Origin of the sequence: Amycolatopsis iheyensis, from assembly GCF_024703995.1 — a bacterium.
Taxonomy (GTDB): domain Bacteria; phylum Actinomycetota; class Actinomycetes; order Mycobacteriales; family Pseudonocardiaceae; genus Amycolatopsis; species Amycolatopsis iheyensis.
On sequence record NZ_JAMXQV010000016.1, the window covers coordinates 205,955 to 224,989 of the forward strand.

16 protein-coding genes are annotated in these 19,035 nt (G+C 71.6%); 6 read left to right on the forward strand and 10 right to left on the reverse strand.

Translation table 11 applies throughout. The annotated features are described in order from the left end of the window. Positions 1–30 precede the first annotated feature (30 nt). Positions 31–2,508 carry a DNA translocase FtsK gene (locus M8542_RS28940; protein WP_257923420.1) on the reverse strand — a complete coding sequence of 826 codons (2,478 nt, stop codon included), beginning with the start codon at positions 2,506–2,508 and terminating at the stop codon, positions 31–33. 310 nt (positions 2,509–2,818) lie between these two features. Between M8542_RS28940 and M8542_RS28945 the strand changes: the two genes are divergently transcribed. Continuing rightward, entirely contained in the window at positions 2,819–3,628 is an 810-nt protein-coding gene (locus M8542_RS28945; RefSeq protein ID WP_257923421.1) for a lysophospholipid acyltransferase family protein, read from the forward strand. Here M8542_RS28945 and M8542_RS28950 read toward each other — a convergent pair. Then, positions 3,603–4,844, reverse strand: coding sequence for a phospholipase D-like domain-containing protein (locus M8542_RS28950; RefSeq protein ID WP_257923422.1), 1,242 nt, complete (start codon positions 4,842–4,844; stop codon positions 3,603–3,605). The genes M8542_RS28945 and M8542_RS28950 overlap by 26 nt on opposite strands. A gap of 83 nt (positions 4,845–4,927) precedes the next feature. On the opposite strand from M8542_RS28950, the gene wrbA reads away from it, so the two are divergent. From wrbA to M8542_RS28965, 3 genes are read left to right on the forward strand one after another with little or no spacing between them, the layout of a single operon-like run. Further along, entirely contained in the window at positions 4,928–5,542 is a 615-nt protein-coding gene (wrbA, locus tag M8542_RS28955) for an NAD(P)H:quinone oxidoreductase (protein WP_257923423.1), read from the forward strand. Between the two features lie 50 nt (positions 5,543–5,592). Continuing rightward, on the forward strand, positions 5,593–6,540 hold the full coding sequence (locus M8542_RS28960) for an EamA family transporter (protein WP_257923424.1): 948 nt from the start codon (positions 5,593–5,595) through the stop codon (positions 6,538–6,540). Between the two features lie 41 nt (positions 6,541–6,581). Further along, positions 6,582–7,955, forward strand: a complete 1,374-nt coding sequence (locus M8542_RS28965) for an amino acid permease (RefSeq protein WP_257923425.1) — start codon at positions 6,582–6,584, stop codon at positions 7,953–7,955. Positions 7,956–8,076: 121 nt separating this feature from the next. On the opposite strand, the gene M8542_RS28970 is transcribed toward M8542_RS28965, so the two are convergent. The 8 genes from M8542_RS28970 to thyX form a co-directional block, all read right to left on the reverse strand. After that, positions 8,077–9,717 (reverse strand): substrate-binding domain-containing protein, encoded by a 1,641-nt coding sequence (locus tag M8542_RS28970; protein ID WP_257923426.1) that lies wholly within the window; start codon positions 9,715–9,717, stop codon positions 8,077–8,079. Between the two features lie 352 nt (positions 9,718–10,069). Continuing rightward, a complete protein-coding gene (locus M8542_RS28975) occupies positions 10,070–11,767 on the reverse strand; it encodes a ribonuclease J (protein ID WP_257923427.1) in 1,698 nt (565 codons plus the stop codon). Then, positions 11,764–12,777 carry a 4-hydroxy-tetrahydrodipicolinate synthase gene (gene dapA, locus M8542_RS28980; RefSeq protein ID WP_257923428.1) on the reverse strand — a complete coding sequence of 338 codons (1,014 nt, stop codon included), beginning with the start codon at positions 12,775–12,777 and terminating at the stop codon, positions 11,764–11,766. The genes M8542_RS28975 and dapA overlap by 4 nt, the downstream gene beginning before the upstream one ends. A gap of 103 nt (positions 12,778–12,880) precedes the next feature. Continuing rightward, positions 12,881–14,368 carry a serine/threonine-protein kinase gene (locus M8542_RS28985; protein ID WP_257923429.1) on the reverse strand — a complete coding sequence of 496 codons (1,488 nt, stop codon included), beginning with the start codon at positions 14,366–14,368 and terminating at the stop codon, positions 12,881–12,883. Between the two features lie 72 nt (positions 14,369–14,440). Further along, on the reverse strand, positions 14,441–14,845 hold the full coding sequence (locus M8542_RS28990) for a hypothetical protein (protein WP_257923430.1): 405 nt from the start codon (positions 14,843–14,845) through the stop codon (positions 14,441–14,443). 25 nt (positions 14,846–14,870) lie between these two features. Continuing rightward, the gene (locus tag M8542_RS28995; RefSeq protein ID WP_257923431.1) at positions 14,871–16,112 is read right to left on the reverse strand and encodes an Nramp family divalent metal transporter; all 1,242 of its coding nucleotides are present in this window, start codon (positions 16,110–16,112) and stop codon (positions 14,871–14,873) included. Between the two features lie 115 nt (positions 16,113–16,227). Next, a complete protein-coding gene (locus M8542_RS29000; protein ID WP_257923432.1) occupies positions 16,228–16,626 on the reverse strand; it encodes an ACT domain-containing protein in 399 nt (132 codons plus the stop codon). Beyond that, positions 16,626–17,378 (reverse strand): FAD-dependent thymidylate synthase, encoded by a 753-nt coding sequence (thyX, locus tag M8542_RS29005; RefSeq protein ID WP_257923433.1) that lies wholly within the window; start codon positions 17,376–17,378, stop codon positions 16,626–16,628. Before thyX ends, M8542_RS29000 begins: the two co-directional genes overlap by 1 nt. A gap of 122 nt (positions 17,379–17,500) precedes the next feature. On the opposite strand from thyX, the gene M8542_RS29010 reads away from it, so the two are divergent. Together M8542_RS29010 and M8542_RS29015 are read left to right on the forward strand one after the other, a co-directional pair. Beyond that, the gene (locus M8542_RS29010) at positions 17,501–18,013 is read left to right on the forward strand and encodes a toxin-antitoxin system HicB family antitoxin (RefSeq protein ID WP_257923434.1); all 513 of its coding nucleotides are present in this window, start codon (positions 17,501–17,503) and stop codon (positions 18,011–18,013) included. Between the two features lie 11 nt (positions 18,014–18,024). Continuing rightward, positions 18,025–18,972: a DUF4097 family beta strand repeat-containing protein gene (locus M8542_RS29015; RefSeq protein ID WP_257923435.1), complete on the forward strand. Its 948-nt coding sequence runs from the start codon at positions 18,025–18,027 to the stop codon at positions 18,970–18,972. Positions 18,973–19,035 lie beyond the last annotated feature (63 nt).

The window sequence follows — 19,035 nt, forward strand, 5'->3', positions numbered from 1 at the left end:
AGGACGGAACGGGCCCGGCGGCGGGTTGCACTACTCGTCGTCCGGATCCGACGGCCCCGGGTCGCCGCCGCGGATCATGAACAGGACGCCCTCCAGCTCTTCGGGCTTGATCAGCACGTCTCGCGCCTTCGACCCCTCCGACGGGCCCACGATGCCCCGGCTTTCCAGCAGGTCCATCAAGCGCCCGGCCTTGGCGAACCCGACGCGCAGCTTGCGCTGCAGCATCGACGTCGAGCCGAACTGGGACGTCACGATCAGCTCGGCCGCCTGCAGCAGCACGTCCAGGTCGTCCCCGATGTCCGGGTCGATCTCCTTCTTTTCGCCGGCCTTCTGCGCGGTGACGCCGTCCTGGTAGTCCGGCTGCGCCTGCTCCTTGGCGTAGTTGACGACCGACGCGATCTCTTCGTCGCCGACGAACGCGCCCTGGATGCGGACCGGCTTGCCCGCGCCCATCGGCAGGTACAGCGCGTCACCCATACCGATGAGCTTCTCCGCGCCCGGCTGGTCGAGGATGACCCGCGAGTCGGTCAGCGACGACGTCGCGAACGCCAGCCGCGAAGGCACGTTGGTCTTGATCAGGCCGGTCACGACGTCGACCGACGGCCGCTGCGTCGCCAGGACCAGGTGGATGCCGGCGGCGCGGGCCTTCTGCGTGATCCGGACGATCGCGTCCTCGACGTCGCGCGGGGCGGTCATCATCAGGTCGGCGAGCTCGTCGACGATCGCCATGATGTACGGGTACGGCCGGTACTCGCGCTCGGAGCCCGGCGGCGCGGTGATCTCGCCGGAGCGGACCTTCTTGTTGTAGTCGTCGATGTGCCGGACCTTGTTGACCTGCATGTCCTGGTAGCGCTGCTCCATCTCCTCCACCAGCCAGGCCAGCGCGGCGGCGGCCTTCTTCGGCTGGGTGATGATGGGCGTGATCAGGTGCGGGATGCCCTCGTACGGCGTCAGCTCGACCATCTTCGGGTCGATCAGGATCATCCGGCACTCATCCGGCGTCGAGCGCGCGAGCAGCGACACCAGCATCGAGTTGACGAAGCTGGACTTACCGGAACCGGTGGAGCCCGCGACCAGCAGGTGCGGCATCTTCGTCAGGTTCGCGGTGACGAAGTGGCCTTCGATGTCCTTGCCGAGGCCGATCACCATCGGGTGGTTGTCCTTGACCGTGGACGGCGCCCGCAGGACGTCACCCAGGCGGACCATCTCGCGGTCGGAGTTCGGCACCTCGATGCCGACCGCGGACTTGCCGGGGATCGGCGCCAGCAGCCGGACGTTGTCGGTCGCGACGGCGTAGGCGATGTTCTTGGTCAGCGCGGTGATCTTCTCGACCTTCACGCCCGGGCCGAGCTCGACCTCGTACCGGGTGACCGTCGGGCCGCGGGTGAAGCCGGTGACCTGCGCGTCGACGTTGAACTGCTCCAGCACGCCGGTGATCGCCTCGATCATGGCGTCGTTGGCCTTGCTGCGGGACTTCGGCGCGTCGCCGAGCTTCAGCAGGTCGGGCGGCGGGAGCTGGTAGTCGCCTTCGACGGTCCGGGTCACCGCGAGCGGCGGTTCCGGGGCCTTCTTCGGCTTCTTCTCGGGCACCTCGGGGACCGGCTTGGGCTTGGGCGGCTTGAGCGGCGTCGGCGCCTCGGCCAGCATCGCGTCGAGGTCGAGCTGCTCGGGCTCGGCGTCGCTGGCCTGGCGGCGGCGCGACGGCTTGCGCAGCCGCGCCGACTTCGGGTCGGCGTCGGTGACCTTTTCTTCGTCGGTGGCGAAGCCGGCCTTCTGGTCGGCTTCGGCGATCTCTTCCTCGTCGAGACCCCAGTTGCGCAGCCTGGTCGGGATCTCGCGCACCGGCGTGCCGGTGAAGACGAGGACACCGAAGACCAGGGCGAGGACCAGGATCGGGACGGCCACCCAGGTGGTGACGCCCATGGTCAGCAGGCCGCCGGAGAAGGCGCCGATGACGCCGCCGGCGTACATCCGGCCGTCGTTGGTGTCCGGGAGCGCGGTGAAGATGTGCAGCATCCCGAGCACGGACAGAACGACCATGATCGTGCCGATCACCATCCGCGGCCGCGTCTCCGGGTGCGGCTCGGAGCGCATCAGCGCGACGCCGACCACGACCAGCACGAGCGGCAGCGTGACGGCCCCGGCGCCGAGGACGGTCCGGGTGGCGATCTCGACCCCGGCCCCGATCGGCCCGGCGGCCCGCCACCACACCCCGACCGCGGCGACGATGGCCAGGGCGATCAGCCCGAGCGCGAGGCCGTCGCGCCGGTGTTCGGGTTCGAGCTCGCGGGTGCGCCCGACCGTGCGGGCGAGCGTGCCCAGGCCCTTGGCCAGCAGGTTCCAGGTGCCACGGACCCCCTTGCCGAAGATCCCGGGCGTCTTGCGACGCGCGCGGGGGGCGGGCTTGCGGGCGGCCGGCCGGGACGTCGCGGGTGTACGCGGCTTACGCGCCGCTGCCCCCTTCGCGCCGCTTCCCGTGCTTCGCTTCCTCGTCGCCGACCCAGCCATGCCTTTTACGGTAACCGGCCGTCGCCGTTCGTCCCATGCGCCACTCTCGGCCCAGGGTGAACTTCTGCCTCACACTCGCCCTTGAGCGGCCATCCGGGTGAACGCCCCACAAGGGGTTCAGGGAGCGTCCGCGACACTCGAAGCGGCCCACCCATACCCGAAGCGCCCCAATGTGGCGTTCGGTGCGTCCAACGCACCGAACGCCACATTGGGTGCGTTGAGCGCGCCCAACGCCACATTGGGGCGCTCGGGTGAACCGATCCACCCGGTGCGCATTCGGGTGAAATCGGCGTCTGCCATGCTCTGCCCCATGGTCGCGCTGCACTCGGACAACACCGCCCGCCGGGCCCCCGCCATCTGGCGGACCATGCTGAACATCGACCGCGGGCTGGTGAACCTCGTGGGGCGGCTGACCGTCTCCGGGCGGATCCCGGCGCAGCTGCGCGGCAAGCCGCTGCTGATGGCCGCGAACCACATCGGTGTGTTCGACGCGTTCGTGCTGATGGCCGCGTGCAAGCGGATCGGCATCAACCCGCGGTTCATGCTGGCCGGGGGCATCCTGGACGCCCCCGTCATCGGGCCCGCCCTGCGGGTCAGCGGCCACCTTCGGGTGGACCGCAAGCACGCCGGGACCGCCGTCGGGCAGTTCGCCGAGGCCGTCGAGGCGATGAAGACCACGCGGGAGCCAATCATCGTCTACCCGGAGGGCCGGATCAGCCACGACCCTGGCCTGTGGCCGGAGCGCGGCAAGACCGGCGCCGCCCGGCTCGCGCTGGCCGCCGGCGTGCCGGTGATCCCGATCAGCCAGTGGGGCGCGCACGAGGCCGTCTACTGGGGCACCGAGACCGTCAACGGCCCGGCCGACCTGGTCCCGCTCGCCCGCTCCGGGCTCAGCGCGCCGCTGCGCCGGCCGAAGTTCCGGGTGCACTTCGGCGACCCCGTCGACCTCGCCGACGTCGAGCCGGAGCGGCCCGGCGCCGGGGTGCGCGCGCACGCGAAGATCATGCAGGCGATCGCCGACGGCCTGATCCCGCTGCGCGCGGGCGAGCTGGACCGGCCCCGCTTCCACGACCCGACGCGGCCGACCGACACGGTCAGCCCCTGGAAGCCGAAGCTCTAGCGCACGCGTCCCGGACCTGGTGGAAGTTCGCCAGGTACTCGGTGTGCGGGCCGCGGCCCATGATCCGCAGCAGGTTCTCGTCCTCCTGCCGCAGCGACGACCACGCGTAGTTGTGGCTGCCGGTGTAGACGCGCGGCACGATGTCGTCGTCGAAGCCGCCGTCGATGAGCAGGTACTTCGAGTGCACCCGCACGCCGTCGCACTTCGTGACCTGGATGCCCGCCAGCGCGTCGAGCACCGGCCGGCTCGCCGAGCTGTACACGACGTCCACCCAGCAGCCGGCCTTGCTCAGCGCGGCGAGCTTCTGCGCGATGGCGGGCCGGGTGAACGCCCACATCGCGATCCGGACATCGGTCTGGTGCCTTGAGCCGTCGGTTTCGGTGTAACCGCAGTGCACCGAGTTCAGCGTGCTGACGATCGTGTCGGTGCCCGGGTCTTCGAACGGCTTCCCGGCGTCTTCGTGGCGCGGGAAGAAGAACGCGCGGTAGTCCGTGCCCGAGCCGGAGTCGCGGTAGTAGTCGTTGTTCCCGTCCTTGGTGTGGCGGTAGCGGCGCAGGTCCTCGAAGTACTGCCCGTAAGCGCCGTAGGTCCGCGGGTCGCTGTAGGTGAACGCGTTGTTGTACGACGCGTTCTCGTCCCAGACTCCGATGTTGGCCGAAGCCACGTACACGACGTTCGAGCGCACGCTGCCGTCGTTCAGGACCACCTTCGAGAACAACCCGAACTTGTTGTGGTTGTCGGCGTAGGCGGGCCCGTCGGACCACTGCTTGACGCGGGTGCCGATGCAGCCGCGCTGGGTCCCGGGGAACTGGTCGCCGCAGGTCACCACCCAGCTCGGCCGGGTGTCGTCGGCGCCGAGCGCGGCCTTGAGGCGGGTGTGCGGGCCGTTCCCGGCCTGCCGCTGGTCGAGGACGATCTTGACCTGCACCCCGCGGTCGTGGGCGGCGACGAAGTGGTCGACGAGGTCCGGCGCGTCCGGGCGGTCCTCGGTGTCGGGGGTGTCGAAGCCGAACACCGTCAGCCGGATCTCCTCCCCCGCCGGCACCCGGTCGATCAGCCCGGCGAGCTGGATGGCGATGGCGTTCTGCCGGGCCTCGGGGCCGGTCGGGTCGTTGAACACCGCGTGCCCGAGCACCGGGTCGGCGGTCGCCGCGGCGGCGGGCAGCGGGGCGGCCAGGGGCAGGGCCAGCGCGGCCAGGAGGGTCACCAGCTTCATCGGCCCAGCACAGCGGAGCGGCGTACAAGTTCGATACATCCCGGATCATGGGACGCGGCCCGCGCGCACCTAGAGTCGGCGGCGTGAGCACACGGATCCTCGTCGTCTACTACAGCGCCACCGGGAACACCGCCGCGCTGGCCGAGTCCCTCGCCGCGGGCGCCCGCGAAACCGGCGCCGACGTGCGGGTGCGGACCGTGCCGGAGACGGTGCCCGCCGAGGCGATCGCCACCAACCCGCGCTGGCAGGCGTGGGTCGGCTCGGGTCCGCACCACGACCTCGCCACGCTCGACGACCTCGTGTGGGCCGACGGCCTCGCGGTCGGCAGCCCGACCCGGTTCGGCGGGCCGGCCGCCCAGCTCAAGTCCTATTTGGACAGCACAGGTGGGTTGTGGGCGCAGGGGAAGCTGGCCGACAAGGTGGCGACGTCGTTCACCACCGCGTCCACACAGCACGGTGGCCTGGAGTCGACACTGCTGGCGATCAACAACGTCTTCTACCACTGGGGCGCGATCGTCGTGCCGCTCGGCTACGCGCACCCGCACCTGAAGGAGTCGGGCAACCCGTACGGCGGCTCGTTCGTGTCCCGCAAGTCGGCCGCGCCGGACGAGCTGGCCGTCGGCGCGCTGCACCTGCAGGGCCGGCGGCTGGCCACCATCACGACGCACGTCGCGACCGGGTTGAAGCAGGCCGAATAACCGCGAAAACCGTTTTGGCAGTCACGCGCCGGGGACTTACAGTCGCGCACGTGACCACCGAACTACCCGTCCTCGCGCCTCCCCGCGTCGCCCACCGCGGCCGCGGGACCACGCTCGTCCTGCTCGCGGCGCTGTTCTTCAGCACGTCGGGCACGCTGGGCAAGTCCGCGATGTCGGCCGGGTTCAGCCCGGAGCAGGTGGCCGCGATGCGGATCGGGCTGGCCGGGGCCGTGCTGCTCGCCGTCGTGGCGCTGGTGGCGCCGCGCAAGCTGCGGGTGCGCCGGAGCGAGCTGCCCGTGCTGGCCGGGTACGGCCTGCTCGGGGTGGCCGGCGTGCAGCTGCTCTACTTCGTCGCGGCCGGCCGGATCCCGGTCGGCATCGCGATCCTGCTCGAGTTCATCTCGCCGGTGCTCATCGCGCTGTGGGTGCGGTTCGTGCGGCGGCACCGGCTGCCGCGGTCGGTGTGGGGCGGCATCGCGCTGGCCATGGTCGGGTTGTCGCTGGTGGCCCAGGTCTGGCAGGGCGTCACGCTCAACGGCGTCGGGCTGCTCGCGGGGTTCGGCGCGGCGCTGTGCTCGGCCGGGTACTTCCTGCTCGGCGAGCGCGCGGTGGCCGACATCGACCCGCTGGGCCTGGTCACCTGGGGCATGGTGATCGGCGCGGTGCTGATCAGCGTGGTCGCGCCGCCCTGGACGTGGCCCGTCGAACTGCTCGACGTCGACGTCGAGTTCGGCGTCTGGCACCCGCCCGTCTGGCTGCTGATGGTGCTGCTCGTGCTGGTCGCGACGGTGCTGGCCTACGTCTGCGGGATCTCGTCGCTGCGGCACCTGCCCGCCTCGGTGGCGAGTGTGCTCGGGCTGGTCGAGCCCGTCATCACGACCGTGGCGGCCTGGGCGCTGATCGGCGAGGAGCTCACCTGGGTGCAGCTGCTCGGCTCGGCGATCCTGCTCGGCGGCGCGTTCCTCGTGCAGCGTAAGTCGGAAATCCTCACGAGCTGAGTTCTTCACGAACCGGCGTCCGGGTGCGACAATCCCGCACCATGGCGACTTCCGGTCTGCGTCCCGAACTGCGTCAGCGGCACGTCCGGATGATCGCCCTCGGCGGCATCATCGGCGCCAGCCTGTTCATCGGCAGCGGGGCGGTGATCCACACCGTCGGCCCCGCGGCCGTGCTCTCCTACGCTGTCGGCGGGCTGCTGGTCGTGCTCGTCATGCGGATGCTCGGCGAGATGGCGACGGCGTCCCCGGCCCTCGGCTCGTTCATGGAGTACGCGCGCGACTCCCTCGGTGGCTGGGCGGGCTTCACCATCGGCTGGCTGTACTGGTACTTCTGGGTCGGCGTGGTGGCGTTCGAGGCCGTCGCCGGGGCGAAGATCCTGCAGGGCTGGGTTCCCGGTGTGCCGCAATGGGTGTTCTCACTGGCGCTGATGCTGCTGCTGACCGCGACGAACCTGGCGTCGGCGCGCTCGTTCGGCGAGACGGAGTTCTGGCTGGCGTCGATCAAGGTCGCCACCATCATCGTGTTCCTGGTGCTGGGCCTGCTGTTCGTGCTCGGGCTCTGGCCGGACGCGCACTTCTCGGTGGGCAACATCGGCCTCGACGGCTTCGTCGCCAACGGCGGGTTCTCGGTGGTGCACGGCGTGGTCATCGTGATCTTCTCCTACTTCGGCGCGGAGATCGTCACGATCGCGGCGGCGGAGTCGGACCAGCCGGAGACGGCGGTCCGCAAGGCGACGTCGACGATCGTCTGGCGCGTGATCGTGTTCTACGTGGGTTCCGTGGCGCTGCTGGTGATGATCACGCCGTGGCGCGAAGTGCCGAGCGAGACGAGCCCGTTCGCGGCGGCGTTCAGCCGCTTCGGCATCCCGGCGGCGTCGACGATCGTGTCCGCGGTGGTGCTGACGGCGGCGTTGTCGGTGCTGAATTCGGGGCTGTACACGGCATCCCGGATGCTGTTCGCGCTGCGGCGGCACGGCTGGGCGCCGTCGTGGATCGCGGACACCAACCGCCGCGGCGTGCCGTGGAAAGCGATCCTGGTGTCCACTTCGGTCGGTTACGTGGCGGTGGTGATGAGCTACGTGTCGCCGGACAAGATCTTCTACTTCATCATCAACTCGGCGGGCGCGGTGGCGTTGTTCGTGTACGCCATCATCTGCGGCTCGCAGCTGCGCATGCGGCGCCGGTTGGAAGCGGAAGCGCCGGAGAAGCTGAAGCTGCGGATGTGGGGCTACCCGTGGCTGAGCTGGCTGACGCTGGCGCTGACGCTCATCGTGGTGGCGTCGATGCTGTTCGTGGACTCAGACGCGCGGGCGCAGCTGTACCTGAGCTTGATCAGCCTCGCGGTGATCCTGGCGGTCTACGCCCTCATCCGCCGCCGCACTTCGCGTGACGCAACGGTCGACACGCGTGATTGAAGGGTCGACACGCGTGATCGAACGGACGACACGGCGCTGCTGGGCCGTGTCGTCCCCCCAATCACGCGTGTCGACTCCCTGATCACGCGAGTCGACCCTCTGATCACCTCGGAGCCCGCGCTCAGCCGCCGGCGATCCGGCTCAGCGCCGCGAAAAACACGTCCGTGATCTTCGCCGGGTCCGGGGCCACGAAGGCCTGGCCACCCGTCGCCGCGGTCAGCTGGTCGAGTTCCGGCTTGTCCGCGTCCGGGCCGACACCCACGCCGATCAACGGAATCGGGCGGCGGGGGTCCTGCAGCTTCGCCAGCTCCGCCAGCAGGTCCGCGCGGGAGATGCCGCGCGGGTCCTCGTTGCGGCCGTCGGTCATCACGATCACCAGGTTGAGCCGGCCGGGCTCCCACTCGCGCCGCGCGGTGCGGTAGGTGTCGAGAATGCTGTCGTACAACCCGGTTCCGCCGTCCGGTGTGGCCTTCAGCCGGCCGAGCCGGTCGAGCGCGCCGCCGGCCAGGTGCTGGGCCACCGGCGCCATCGGCAGGATCTCGCGGTAGTCCTTGTCGCCGTCGAGGCGGGTCGAGAAGGCCAGTATCCGCAGCTGCGTCGCCGGCTTGAACAGGTGCAGCGCCTTCGCCGTGGCCTGGGTCGTCAGCTGCATGCGGTTCAGCCCGGTGCCCGGCACCTGCGCGTTCATCGACCCGGAGACGTCGAGCAGCACCTGCACCCGCGCGCTCAGGTTGATCCCGGCCCACTGGTTGAGCAGCTCGTCGACCGCGGGGACGCCGGGCAGGATCGCGGTCCGGATGCCCTCCGGCGCGACGCGCGGGTCGTCCTCGTGCTCGCGCAGGGCCTGCCCGCCGGCCGCGCGCAGGCCGGTCTTGGCGATCGCGTCGACCCCCGGGTCCCCGAGCACGGCCTCCCGCAGCGCGTCGACGATCGGCCGTTGCCGCGGGGAGATCCCGGCCAGCTCCGCGAAGGGATAGTCCAAAGTGGGCACCGCCGTCGAGTAGACGGCGACGAGCGGCGCGCTCGCGTCCTCGATGTTGTGGCGCAGCAAGGAGTTCTCCGACGCGGGGAACGCCGTCACGGCGGCCGTGCCGCCGCTGCCGCTCGAGCCCGGCAGCCGCGCGATCAGGTCGGTCTCGTCGCCGAGGGTGTTGGCCGAGAAACGCCGCAGCAGCGCGACGTACGCGCCCGCGGGCTCGGCGGCCGTCTTGACGCTCTCCTTCAGCCCGAGCAGCGCCGAGACGCCGACGGGATCGCGCGCCGGATCGGGCATCCCCGGGACGACGCCGGGCGCGCCGAGGACTTCGGCCCAGGTCGGCTCGTGCTCGGGCCAGCCGATGCCCTTGGCGACGTCCGCGGCGACGGCGAGCACGACCGGCGAGCTGGCGACCGACGCCCCGCTCTCGGGGACGTCGGCGGCGCCGAGCTGGTGGGCGCGGCGCAGTGCGAGCGTGGAGTCGGGCACCCAGACCTGCGGCCGCGGGCTGCCGTCGGAAATGGCGAGCCGCTCGCCGGCCTCGGTCGCCTCCCGGGTCTGGACCTCGACGGAGCCGCACGGCAGGTCCAGCCCCCGCGCGACGAGCGAGAGCGCGGGCGCGATGTCGGCGGAGGCGGTGACGAGCACGTTCTCCGGCTGCACGCAGTCCGGCTTCGCGCTGACGACGGAGACGGTCACCCAGGCGGCGGCCCCGAGCACCAGGACGAGCCCGGTCGCGACGGCGGGCACGAGCAGCCGCCGTCTTCCGTCCGAGTGACGTCCCATGCGGCGCGGCCTCTCTGCGCGAGACGAGGTGCGACCAAGGTTAGCCCGCGGCAAACCACCGGCACGTGCTCCAGACGGCGTAAGTACCCCAGGCGACCGGAAGCGACGACGGTGTGCCCTCCCCGTAGTCCCTTAAGGGCGACCTCATCCTCAGGAAGGACAAACCCCGTCCCCCAGCGGGATGTCCGGCACCACCAAGCCGGAAACACTTACCCCGTGAACCCCACCCGCGCCGAACAACGCCGAGCCCGCCGAGCCCTGCTCCGCCAGCTCATCACCATCGCAGTCGCCCTGCTGATGGCCAAATGCGGAACGCCCCCGCCAAGAGAGCGGGGGCGTTCCGAAAAGAACCTCAGACCGGGATGACCGTCGGCACGATCATCGGGCGGCGACGATAAGTGTCCGCGACCCACCGACCCACCACCCGGCGCACCGCCTGGGCGATCCGGTGCGTGTCCGTGATGCCCTCGGCCTCCGTACGCGCCAGCTCCATCTCCACCAGCGGCACCACCGCGGCCAGGGCCTTCGGGTCGTCCGAGAAGCCGCGGCCGGCTACCGTCGGGCTGCTCACCGCTCGGCCCGTGCTCGAGTCCACCGCCACGTTGATCGCGATGAAGCCGCCTTCGCCGAGGACCAGGCGGTCCGACAGGGTCGACTCGCCCACGTCGCCCACCGACAGGCCGTCCACGTACACGTGACCCACCTCGACGCGGCCCGTGCGGGAGGCCTTGCCGTCGATCAGGTCGACCACCACGCCGTCCTCCGCGATGACCACGTTCTCCGGGGCCACGCCCGTGCGGACCGCCAGCTCGCCGTTCGCGCGCAGGTGCTTCCACTCGCCGTGGACCGGCATCACGTTGCTCGGGCGGACCGCGTTGTACAGGTACAGCAGCTCGCCCGCCGACGCGTGGCCCGACACGTGGACCTTCGCGTTGCCCTGGTGGACGACGTTCGCGCCCAGCCGGGTCAGGCCGTTGACCACGCCGAACACCGCTGTCTCGTTGCCCGGGACCATCGAGCTGGACAGCACGACCGTGTCGCCCTCGCGGATCGAGATCTGGCGGTGCTCGCCGCGGGCCATGCGCGAGAGCGCCGAGAGCGGCTCGCCCTGCGAGCCCGTCGAGACGAACAGGACCTTGCTCTCCGGCAGGGTGCTGGCCTGGTCGAGGTCGACGAGCAGGCCGTCCGGCACGTTCAGCAGGCCCAGGTCGGCCGCGATCCCCATGTTGCGGACCATCGACCGGCCGACGAACGCGATCCGCCTGCCGTGCCGCTGCGCCGCGTCGAGCACCTGCTGGACGCGGTGCACGTGGCTGGCGAAGCAGGCCACGATCACGCGCTGGTCGACCTTGCGGACGACGTCGTCGATCACCGACCCGATGTCGCGCTCCGGCGTCACGAACCCGGGGACCTCGGCGTTGGTCGAGTCGACGCAGAACAGGTCCACGCCCTCGTCGCCGAGCCGGGAGAAGCCGGCCAGGTCGGTGAGGCGGCCGTCGAGCGGGAGCTGGTCCAGCTTGATGTCGCCGGTGTGCAGCACCACGCCGGCCGGCGTGCGGATGGCGACCGCCAGCGCGTCCGGGATGGAGTGGTTGACCGCGAAGAACTCGAGGTTGAACGCGCCGACGTCGCGGCGCTCGCCCTCGCGGACCTGGATCAGGTTCGGCCGCTGCCGGTGCTCCTTGGCCTTGGCCGCGAGCAGGGCGTTCGTGAACTTCGAGCCGTAGATCGGCAGGTCCGGCCGCAGGCGCAGGAGGAACGGGACGGCGCCGATGTGGTCCTCGTGCCCGTGGGTGAGCAGCAGGCCGTCGATGTCGTCGAGGCGGTCCTCGATCGCCCGGAAGTCGGGCAGGATCAGGTCGACGCCGGGCTGGTCGTCCTCGGGGAAGAGCACCCCGCAGTCGACGATGAGGAGCCGGCCGCCGTACTCGAAGACGGTCATGTTGCGCCCGACCTCGCCGATGCCGCCCAGCGCGACGACGCGCAGAGCCCCATCGGGGAGTTTGGGCGGGGCGTTGGTGGGGCCTGGACCGGCGGGAAGTGAGCTCACCGAGGCAGGGTCCCAACGCTGGTGTGCGAGGTCGGCGCCGTGTAGGCGGCCCTCGAGTCTGCTTGTGCCACCCGCTCACCATGCCAGTCTTGTGCCGCCGTGTCGCCCAGCGGCACGCCGCCCTGGGTGAGATCGGCGGCGATCAGGGCCGTCTGGTCGGCGGTCGGCGCGACGATCGGCAGCCGCGGCTGCCCCACGTCGATGCCGCGCAGCCGCAGCGCCGCCTTGCTGAACGCGACCCCGCCGACCCGCGACATCGCGCGCAGCACCGGCAGCATCGCGCGGTGGTTGGTGCGCGCGGTGGAGGTGTCGTCGTTCTCGTAGGCGTCGATCATCGCCCGGATCCGGCCCGCGACGACGTGACCGATCACACTCACCACGCCGGTGCCGCCGACGGAGATCCAGGGCAGGTTCAGCCCGTCGTCGCCCGAGTAGTAGGCGAGGTGGGTGTTCGCGATGACCTCGGAGCCGGCGATCAGGTCGCCCTTGGCGTCCTTGACCGCGACGATCCGCGCGTGCTCGGCCAGCCGCAGCAGCGTGTCGACCTCGATGGGCACCACCGAGCGCGGCGGGATGTCGTAGAGCATCACCGGCAGCCCGGTGCTGTCCGCCACCGTCGTGAAGTGCGCGAACAGCCCGGCCTGGCTGGGCCGCGAGTAGTACGGGGTGACGACCAGCAGGCCGTGCGCGCCGGCCGCTTCGGCCTGCTTCGCCTGCTCGACGCTGTGCGCGGTGTTGTTGGTGCCCGCGCCGGCCACGATGGTCGCGCGGTCGCCGACGGCCTCGACCACGGCGCGGATGAGGTCCTGCTTCTCCGCGTCGCTCGTGGTCGGGCTCTCGCCGGTGGTGCCGTTGACGACGAGGCCGTCGTTCCCCAGATCCACGAGGTGCTCGGCCAGCTCCTGCGCCCGCTTCAGGTCCAGCGCGCCCTCGGCGTCGAACGGCGTGACCATCGCGGTGAGCACGCGCCCGAACGGGCGTCCGGGTGCTGCGGTAGGTGGGTTGGACATGCCCCAGACGGTACCCCGTCGCGCCCGCGAAAACCGCGCCGACCTGGTCACGCCCGCCGAAGTGCGGAGGATTTCCGCGTGGCCGCCGCTCGTCGCGGAACTTCTACTTGACCTTGGTCACGATCGGCGCCGTGATGGGCCCGTTGTCGGCCCGGGCGAGCAGGCAGTAGTAGTCGCGCGCCGGCGTGTCACCACTCTCGACCGGCTTGCGGTCCCACTCGCCCTGGGTCGGGATGAGCGCGCGGTAGGTCAGGTCCGGCCGCTGCGTGTCGGGCACGACCGCCGACCGGAACGCGGTGGCGCAGGCCGCCTCCGCGCTCGCCTGGATCGAGGCCTGCCCCGGGTAGGCCGCCACCTTCACGTCGTCGGAGTTCCAGTTCTCGACCGAGAGGATGGCGCCGATCTCGTAGACCTCGACGGTGTGGCTGCGGGCGCAGTCGATGTTGTTGTCGTCCTTGCTGATGATCCCGCCGTCCTGGATGGTCGGGTTGTAGCAGCGGTAGTAGTCGCTGATGTCGACACGCAGCTGGCCGTTGACGCCGTAGGTCATGGTCGGCTGCTTCTGGGCGTCCGGGGTGGGGGTCTCGAAGGCCTTGCCGGCGAAGAACCCGCCGACCAACGCGCCGATGACGGCCACCGCGGCGAGCGAGAGCCACAACGCTCGGAGGTTCTTCTTCGGCGGCTGGGCCGCGAGCCGGGTCATCGGCTGGACCATCGCGGTGCCGCCCGGCGGCGTGGGCCGCATGCCCTGCGCCGTGGTCAGGAGGTTCTGCGCCTGCGCCGCGGTGAGCCGGGCGTCGGGGTTGGCCACGAGCAGGCCGAGGATCGCCGCGGCGAGCGGGCCGTGGCCGCGCGTCAGGTACGGGATCTCGGTCATGATCGCGTGCAGCGTCGCGGCCGTGGTCGCGCGCTCGAACGGGAGCGTGCCTTCGACCGCGAAGAACAACGTCGCGCCGAGGGACCACAGGTCGGACGCGGGCAGCGCTTCGCGGCCTTCGACGCGCTCGGGCGCCATGAACGCGGGCGAGCCGACGATCATGCCGCTCGTGGTCAGGCGCGGGTCGTCGACGGCGTGGGCGATGCCGAAGTCGGTGAGCTTCACGCGGCCGTCCGGCGCGACCAGGATGTTCGCCGGCTTGACGTCGCGGTGCACGATCCCGGCGGCGTGCGCGGCCTGCAGCGCGGCCAGCACCCGCTCCCCCAGCTGGGCGGCCTGCGCGGCCGGCATCGGACCCCGCTGGCGCACCAGGTCGGCCAGCGACGGCGCCTCGACGAGCTCCATCACGATGAACGTGGTGCCGCCGTCGGTGACGACGTCGTAGACGGTGACGACGGCCGGGTCGTTGAGCCGTCCGCCGGTGCGCACCTCGCGCAGCGCGCGCTCGGAGAACACGGCTGCGGACTCGGCGTCGGGCAGCCGCAGCTCCTTGACCGCGACCTGGCGGCCGATGACCTGGTCCTGCGCCCGCCACACGACACCCATGCCGCCCCGGCCGAGCTCGCCGAGCAGCGCGTAACGGCCCGCGACAACCCGCTGACCAGGCGTGGCGGGCGCCTGCGGTGGATACGGCCGGGTCTGTTCGTCGGTCACGGTGCTCCTTCGGGCGGCGTCGCGCAGGATGCTAATCGGACGCCGCGGGCGGGGCCGGAGGTTCCCCGGAAATCAGCGCGGCTCGCCCCGGTACGGGATCCAGCGGTAACCCGGCGCGAACGCGCTGTACTCGGGACGCTCCCCGGTGGCCAGCCAGATGTCGTCGCTGACCACGAGACCGTCGAACACCGTCAGGTCGTCTTCGGCCAGGAGCTGGTCGTGGGTGCGGAACCGCTCGGCGCCGGCCCCGGCGAGGGCGAAGCGGTACACCGGCGGCGCGGTCCGCAGCAGCCAGTAGAGCCGGCGCCCGGCCGCCGTCACCGCCGCGGCGTCCGCGCCGGTCAGCCCCTCGGGAACCACACCGCACCACCACGCGGCCCCGTGCGCGAAGACGCGCGAAGGCCACCCGTCGAAGTGCTGCGCGAGATCCCGGGCGTGGTTCTCGCGCTCTCCGCATTCCGCGTTGAGGGCGAACACCCGGATCACGTTACGGCGTCGCCGCTCAGCCGGTGACGGTGAGGTAGATGAGAACCACGTTCAACGCGATGATGATCGCCGCGATCACCGAGGCCGCGGCCGTCGTCAGGCGGCGGTTGGCGTCCGCGCCCATCAGGTCGCGGTCGGCCGTCAGCCGGATCAGCGGCACCAGCGCGAACGGGATCCCGAACGACAGCACCACCTGCGAGACGACCAGCGCGGCACTCGGATCGGTGCCGAGGGCGAGCACCACGACCGCCGGGATGAGCGTGACGAGCCGGCGCAGCACCAGCGGGATCCGCTTGTGCAGCAGCCCCTGCATGATCATCGCGCCCGCGTACGCGCCCACCGACGTCGAGGCCAGGCCGGAGGCCAGCAGCCCGATCGCGAACAGCAGCGCGATGCCGGGCCCGAGCGCCACCGCGACCGCGCCGTGCGCGCCCTCGATGCTGTCGACGCCCTCCTGGCCCTGGAGGTTCGTCGCGGCGAGCAGCAGCATGCCGAGGTTGACCGCGCCGGCGAGCAGCATCGCCAGGCCGACGTCGGCGCGGGTGGCCCGCAGCAGGCGACGGCGGAGGGCGCCGTCCGCGCGGCCGTGGCGGTCGCGGACCAGCCCGGAGTGCAGGTAGACGGCGTGCGGCATGACGGTCGCGCCGAGCATCGCGGCGGCGATGAGGACGCTGCTCGCGCCGTCGAACTTCGGCACCAGCCCGCCGAGCGTGCCCGACGCCGAGGGCGGCTCGACGAACAGGCTGGCCAGGAAGCCGATCGCGATCACCGCGAGCAGGCCGGTGACGACCCGCTCGAACGTCCGCTGGCCACCGCGGTCCTGGACCGCCAGCAGCGTCAGCGAAACCGCGCCGGTGATCAGGCCGCCGGCGATGAGCGGCAGGTCGAACAGCAGGTTGAGGGCGATCGCGCCGCCGACGACCTCGGCCAGGTCGGTGGCGATGGCGACGACCTCGGCCTGCAGCCAGTACGCCAGCCGCGCCGGCCGGGACAGCCGCGCGCGCAGCGCCTCCGGCAGCGACATGCCGCTGACCAGGCCGAGCTTCGCCGAGAGGTACTGGACGAGCACGGCCATCAGGTTCGCCGCGACGATCACCCAGACCAGCAGGTAGCCGTAGCGGGCGCCGGCGCTGATGTTGGCGGCGACGTTCCCGGGGTCGACGTAGGCGATCGCGGCGACGAAGGCCGGCCCGAGCAGCGCCGAGCCGGTGCGCAGGCGCGACACCAGTTTCGGCCGCACCGCCTCGGTCACCGCCATGGCGCCTGCCTCTCAACCGGATGTCGGGGAACCCAAGTCAAAGTTTAGGCGTGCCGAACTTTGCTTTTCAAGGGTGACGGCGCCCACCGCCGTCCCCGGGTTACCCGGAATCCGGTCAGGGATGCGCGACGTCGTGACCGGACTGGCGCAGCGCCTTGACCGCGTGCTCGAGGTCGGTCCCGCGGACCAGGATGTGGTCGGTGTCGAAGGTCGACATGGAGAACAGCGCGACCCCGGCCGCGGCCAGCTCCGAGGCCAGCGCGGCGATGATGCCGGTGAGCGTGAACTCCAGCGGCCCGCGGACCGAGAGCAGCCGCCAGCCGTCCTCGGCCGCGGTGGCGCCGGCGGGCTCGCGGCCGGCCGGGCAGATCACCGAAAGCTCTTCCGGGGTGCGGGTCACCGAGACGAACGCGGGTTCGCCGGGCGCGAGGAGCTCCGCCGGCACCGGGGCGTCCGCCGGCAGCCGGACGACGGCGTACTCGCCGGGCCGGACATCGATCGCGAGTCGTTTCATCAGCCTTCGAAGACCTTCGGGCTCGTGGCGATCTCGGTGCCGTCCGGCAACGTCGAGATGGTGAAGTCGGCGAACACGTTCGCCGCGGCTTTCTGCAGCTGCCGCAGGCATTCCACGGCCAGCTCGCGGATCTCGATGTCGGCGTGCTCGGTCGCGTGCATCGCGACGAAGTGCCGCCACGCCCGGTAGTTGCCGGTGACGACGATCCGCGTCTCGGTCGCGTTCGGCAGCACGGCGCGCGCGGCCTGGCGGGCCTGCTTGCGCCGCAGGGTCGCGCTCGGGACGTCGGCGAACTTCTCTTCGAGCCCGGCCAGCAGCTCGGCGTAGGCGTCGGCGCTGGCCTGCGCCGCGGCGAGGAACTTCTCGTGCAGCACCGGGTCCTTCGCGATGAGGCCGGGCTCGACGATCTCGGCGTCGTGCTCCGGCACGTACCGCTGGGAAAGCTGGGAGTAGGAGAAATGGCGGTGGCGGATCAGCTCGTGGGTCACCGACCGGGAGACGCCGGTGATGTAGAAGGTCACCGTGCCGTGCTCCAGCACGGCGAGGTGGCCGACGTCGATGATGTGGTCCAGGTAGCCGGCGTTGGTCGCGGTGGCCGGGTTCGGCTTCGCCCACGACTGGTAGCAGGCGCGGCCGGCGAATTCGGCGAGCGCCTCACCGCCGTCGGCGTCGGTCGACCAGGGCACGTCCTCGGGCGGGAAGAACTCCGTCTTCGCCACCAGCTGCACCCTCGGTGACACGGTTTCGGCCACGTGCGCACTCCTTCCGCCGACTCCCTCCGGCAGCCTAACCGCGTTCGGGCGGCCACTCCCGGGGGACACGGTGACAGCACGACCGCCTTGACTGACACCATGGATGACGTCATAGTGGTGTCATGGACTTGACGCCGTACATCGCCAACCTTCGCGAGGACCTCGCGAACACGGCTGCCGCCGGGGACGAGCAGACCCGGCGAGCGGCCGCCCTGCTGTCCTCCGCGCTGGAGCCTGCCGTCCGCCTGACGCTGATGAACGCCCTCGCCGACCTCGCCGCCGAGGTCACGGCCGCCCTGCCGGGCCAGGTGGTGGACGTCCGGCTCGACGGCCGGGACGTCCGCGTGGTCGTCACCGGCGCCCCGGAAGAGCCGGCGCCGCGGGCGACACCACGTGACACCACGCCGCCACCACCGATCGACGGCGGTGACATCAGCCGCATCACGCTGCGCCTCGTCGAGCAGATCAAGGGCCAGGCCGAGCGCGCGGCACAGGCGCAGGGCGTCTCGCTGAACACGTTCGTTTCCCAGGCCGTGCAGGGGGCACTGGGGCACGGCTCGCCGGGCGCGGGCCACAAGCACCACGGCAAGGGCGACCGCTCCGGGTCGCGCCTGCACGGCTGGGTCGAAGGCTGAGGGGATCGAAGATGAGCGAAGAAGAGCAGACCACGCCGGCCGAAGAGGCCGCGGCGGAGACGCCGTCGAACGACGAGCTGGTGCGGATCGACGAGTTCGAGGCCGAGGGGCCGCTGGAGCTCGAGGTCGGCGTCACGATCGGCCGCGTGCACGTGGTCCTCGAAGGGGATTCCGGGGCGCGCGTCGAGCTGCGGCACGACCAGGGCGAGCAGCAGCCGTGGGTGGCGGGGGTCAACAGCCTGCTGTCCTGGGTCGGCGAGCGCTTCGGAGACCAGCTGGGGGTCGACCCGTCGGGGGCCAACCCGGCCGAAGCGGTGCACCAGAGCCGGATCGAGAAGCTGGGCAACCGCCTGGTCGTCCAGGCGCCGAAGGCGTGGCAGCTGCGCAACGTCGCGATCGCGGTGACCGTGCGCGCCCCGGCGGGCTCGAACCTCGAGGTGCGGGCGGGCGCGGCGGAGGTCACGGTGACCGGCTCGGCCGGCCGCGTCGACGTGCTGACCGGCTCCGGCGACGTGAAGGTCGACCGGGCCGAGGGCGCGGCGACGATCCGCACCGGCAGCGGCGCGGTCAAGCTCGGCCCGACGCTGGGCGGGCTGCAGCTGCGCAGCGGCAGCGGCGACGTCGAAGCGTCGTCGATCGCCGGCTCCGCGACGCTGGCCACCGGCACCAGCGACGTCTGGCTGGGCGCGGTGTCGGGCGAGGTGATGGCCCGCACCGGCAGCGGCGACCTCTCGGTGGCCGACGCGGCCTCGGGCACGCTCGACCTGATCACCGGCTCCGGCGAGATCCGCGTCGGCATCCGCGGCGGGACGGCCGCCGAGGTCGACCTGACCTCCAGCGCGGGCCGGGTGTCCAGCGAGCTGGACGTCGCCGAAACCGCCCCCGAGGGCGGCGTGAAGCTGAAGGTGCGAGCCCGCACGGGCTCCGGCAATGCCGTGGTGACGCGCGCGGCCGGCTGAGGAAAAGGGGGTGACGGGCCGTTCCCGGCGGGGGTTTGCCGGGAACGGCCCGTTTCTGCGTGC

What these genes read in the sequence shown, in the direction of transcription:
- M8542_RS29015 (WP_257923435.1), top strand. Translation starts at nt 18,025, where the DNA reads ATGAGCGAAGAAGAGCAGACCACGCCGGCCGAAGAGGCCGCGGCGGAG.
- M8542_RS28965 (WP_257923425.1), top strand. Translation starts at nt 6,582, where the DNA reads ATGGCGACTTCCGGTCTGCGTCCCGAACTGCGTCAGCGGCACGTCCGG.
- M8542_RS28950 (WP_257923422.1), bottom strand. Translation starts at nt 4,844, where the DNA reads ATGAAGCTGGTGACCCTCCTGGCCGCGCTGGCCCTGCCCCTGGCCGCC.
- M8542_RS28970 (WP_257923426.1), bottom strand. Translation starts at nt 9,717, where the DNA reads ATGGGACGTCACTCGGACGGAAGACGGCGGCTGCTCGTGCCCGCCGTC.
- M8542_RS29000 (WP_257923432.1), bottom strand. Translation starts at nt 16,626, where the DNA reads ATGAAACGACTCGCGATCGATGTCCGGCCCGGCGAGTACGCCGTCGTC.
- dapA (WP_257923428.1), bottom strand. Translation starts at nt 12,777, where the DNA reads ATGTCCAACCCACCTACCGCAGCACCCGGACGCCCGTTCGGGCGCGTG.
- M8542_RS28940 (WP_257923420.1), bottom strand. Translation starts at nt 2,508, where the DNA reads ATGGCTGGGTCGGCGACGAGGAAGCGAAGCACGGGAAGCGGCGCGAAG.
- M8542_RS28945 (WP_257923421.1), top strand. Translation starts at nt 2,819, where the DNA reads ATGGTCGCGCTGCACTCGGACAACACCGCCCGCCGGGCCCCCGCCATC.
- M8542_RS29010 (WP_257923434.1), top strand. Translation starts at nt 17,501, where the DNA reads ATGGACTTGACGCCGTACATCGCCAACCTTCGCGAGGACCTCGCGAAC.
- M8542_RS28995 (WP_257923431.1), bottom strand. Translation starts at nt 16,112, where the DNA reads ATGGCGGTGACCGAGGCGGTGCGGCCGAAACTGGTGTCGCGCCTGCGC.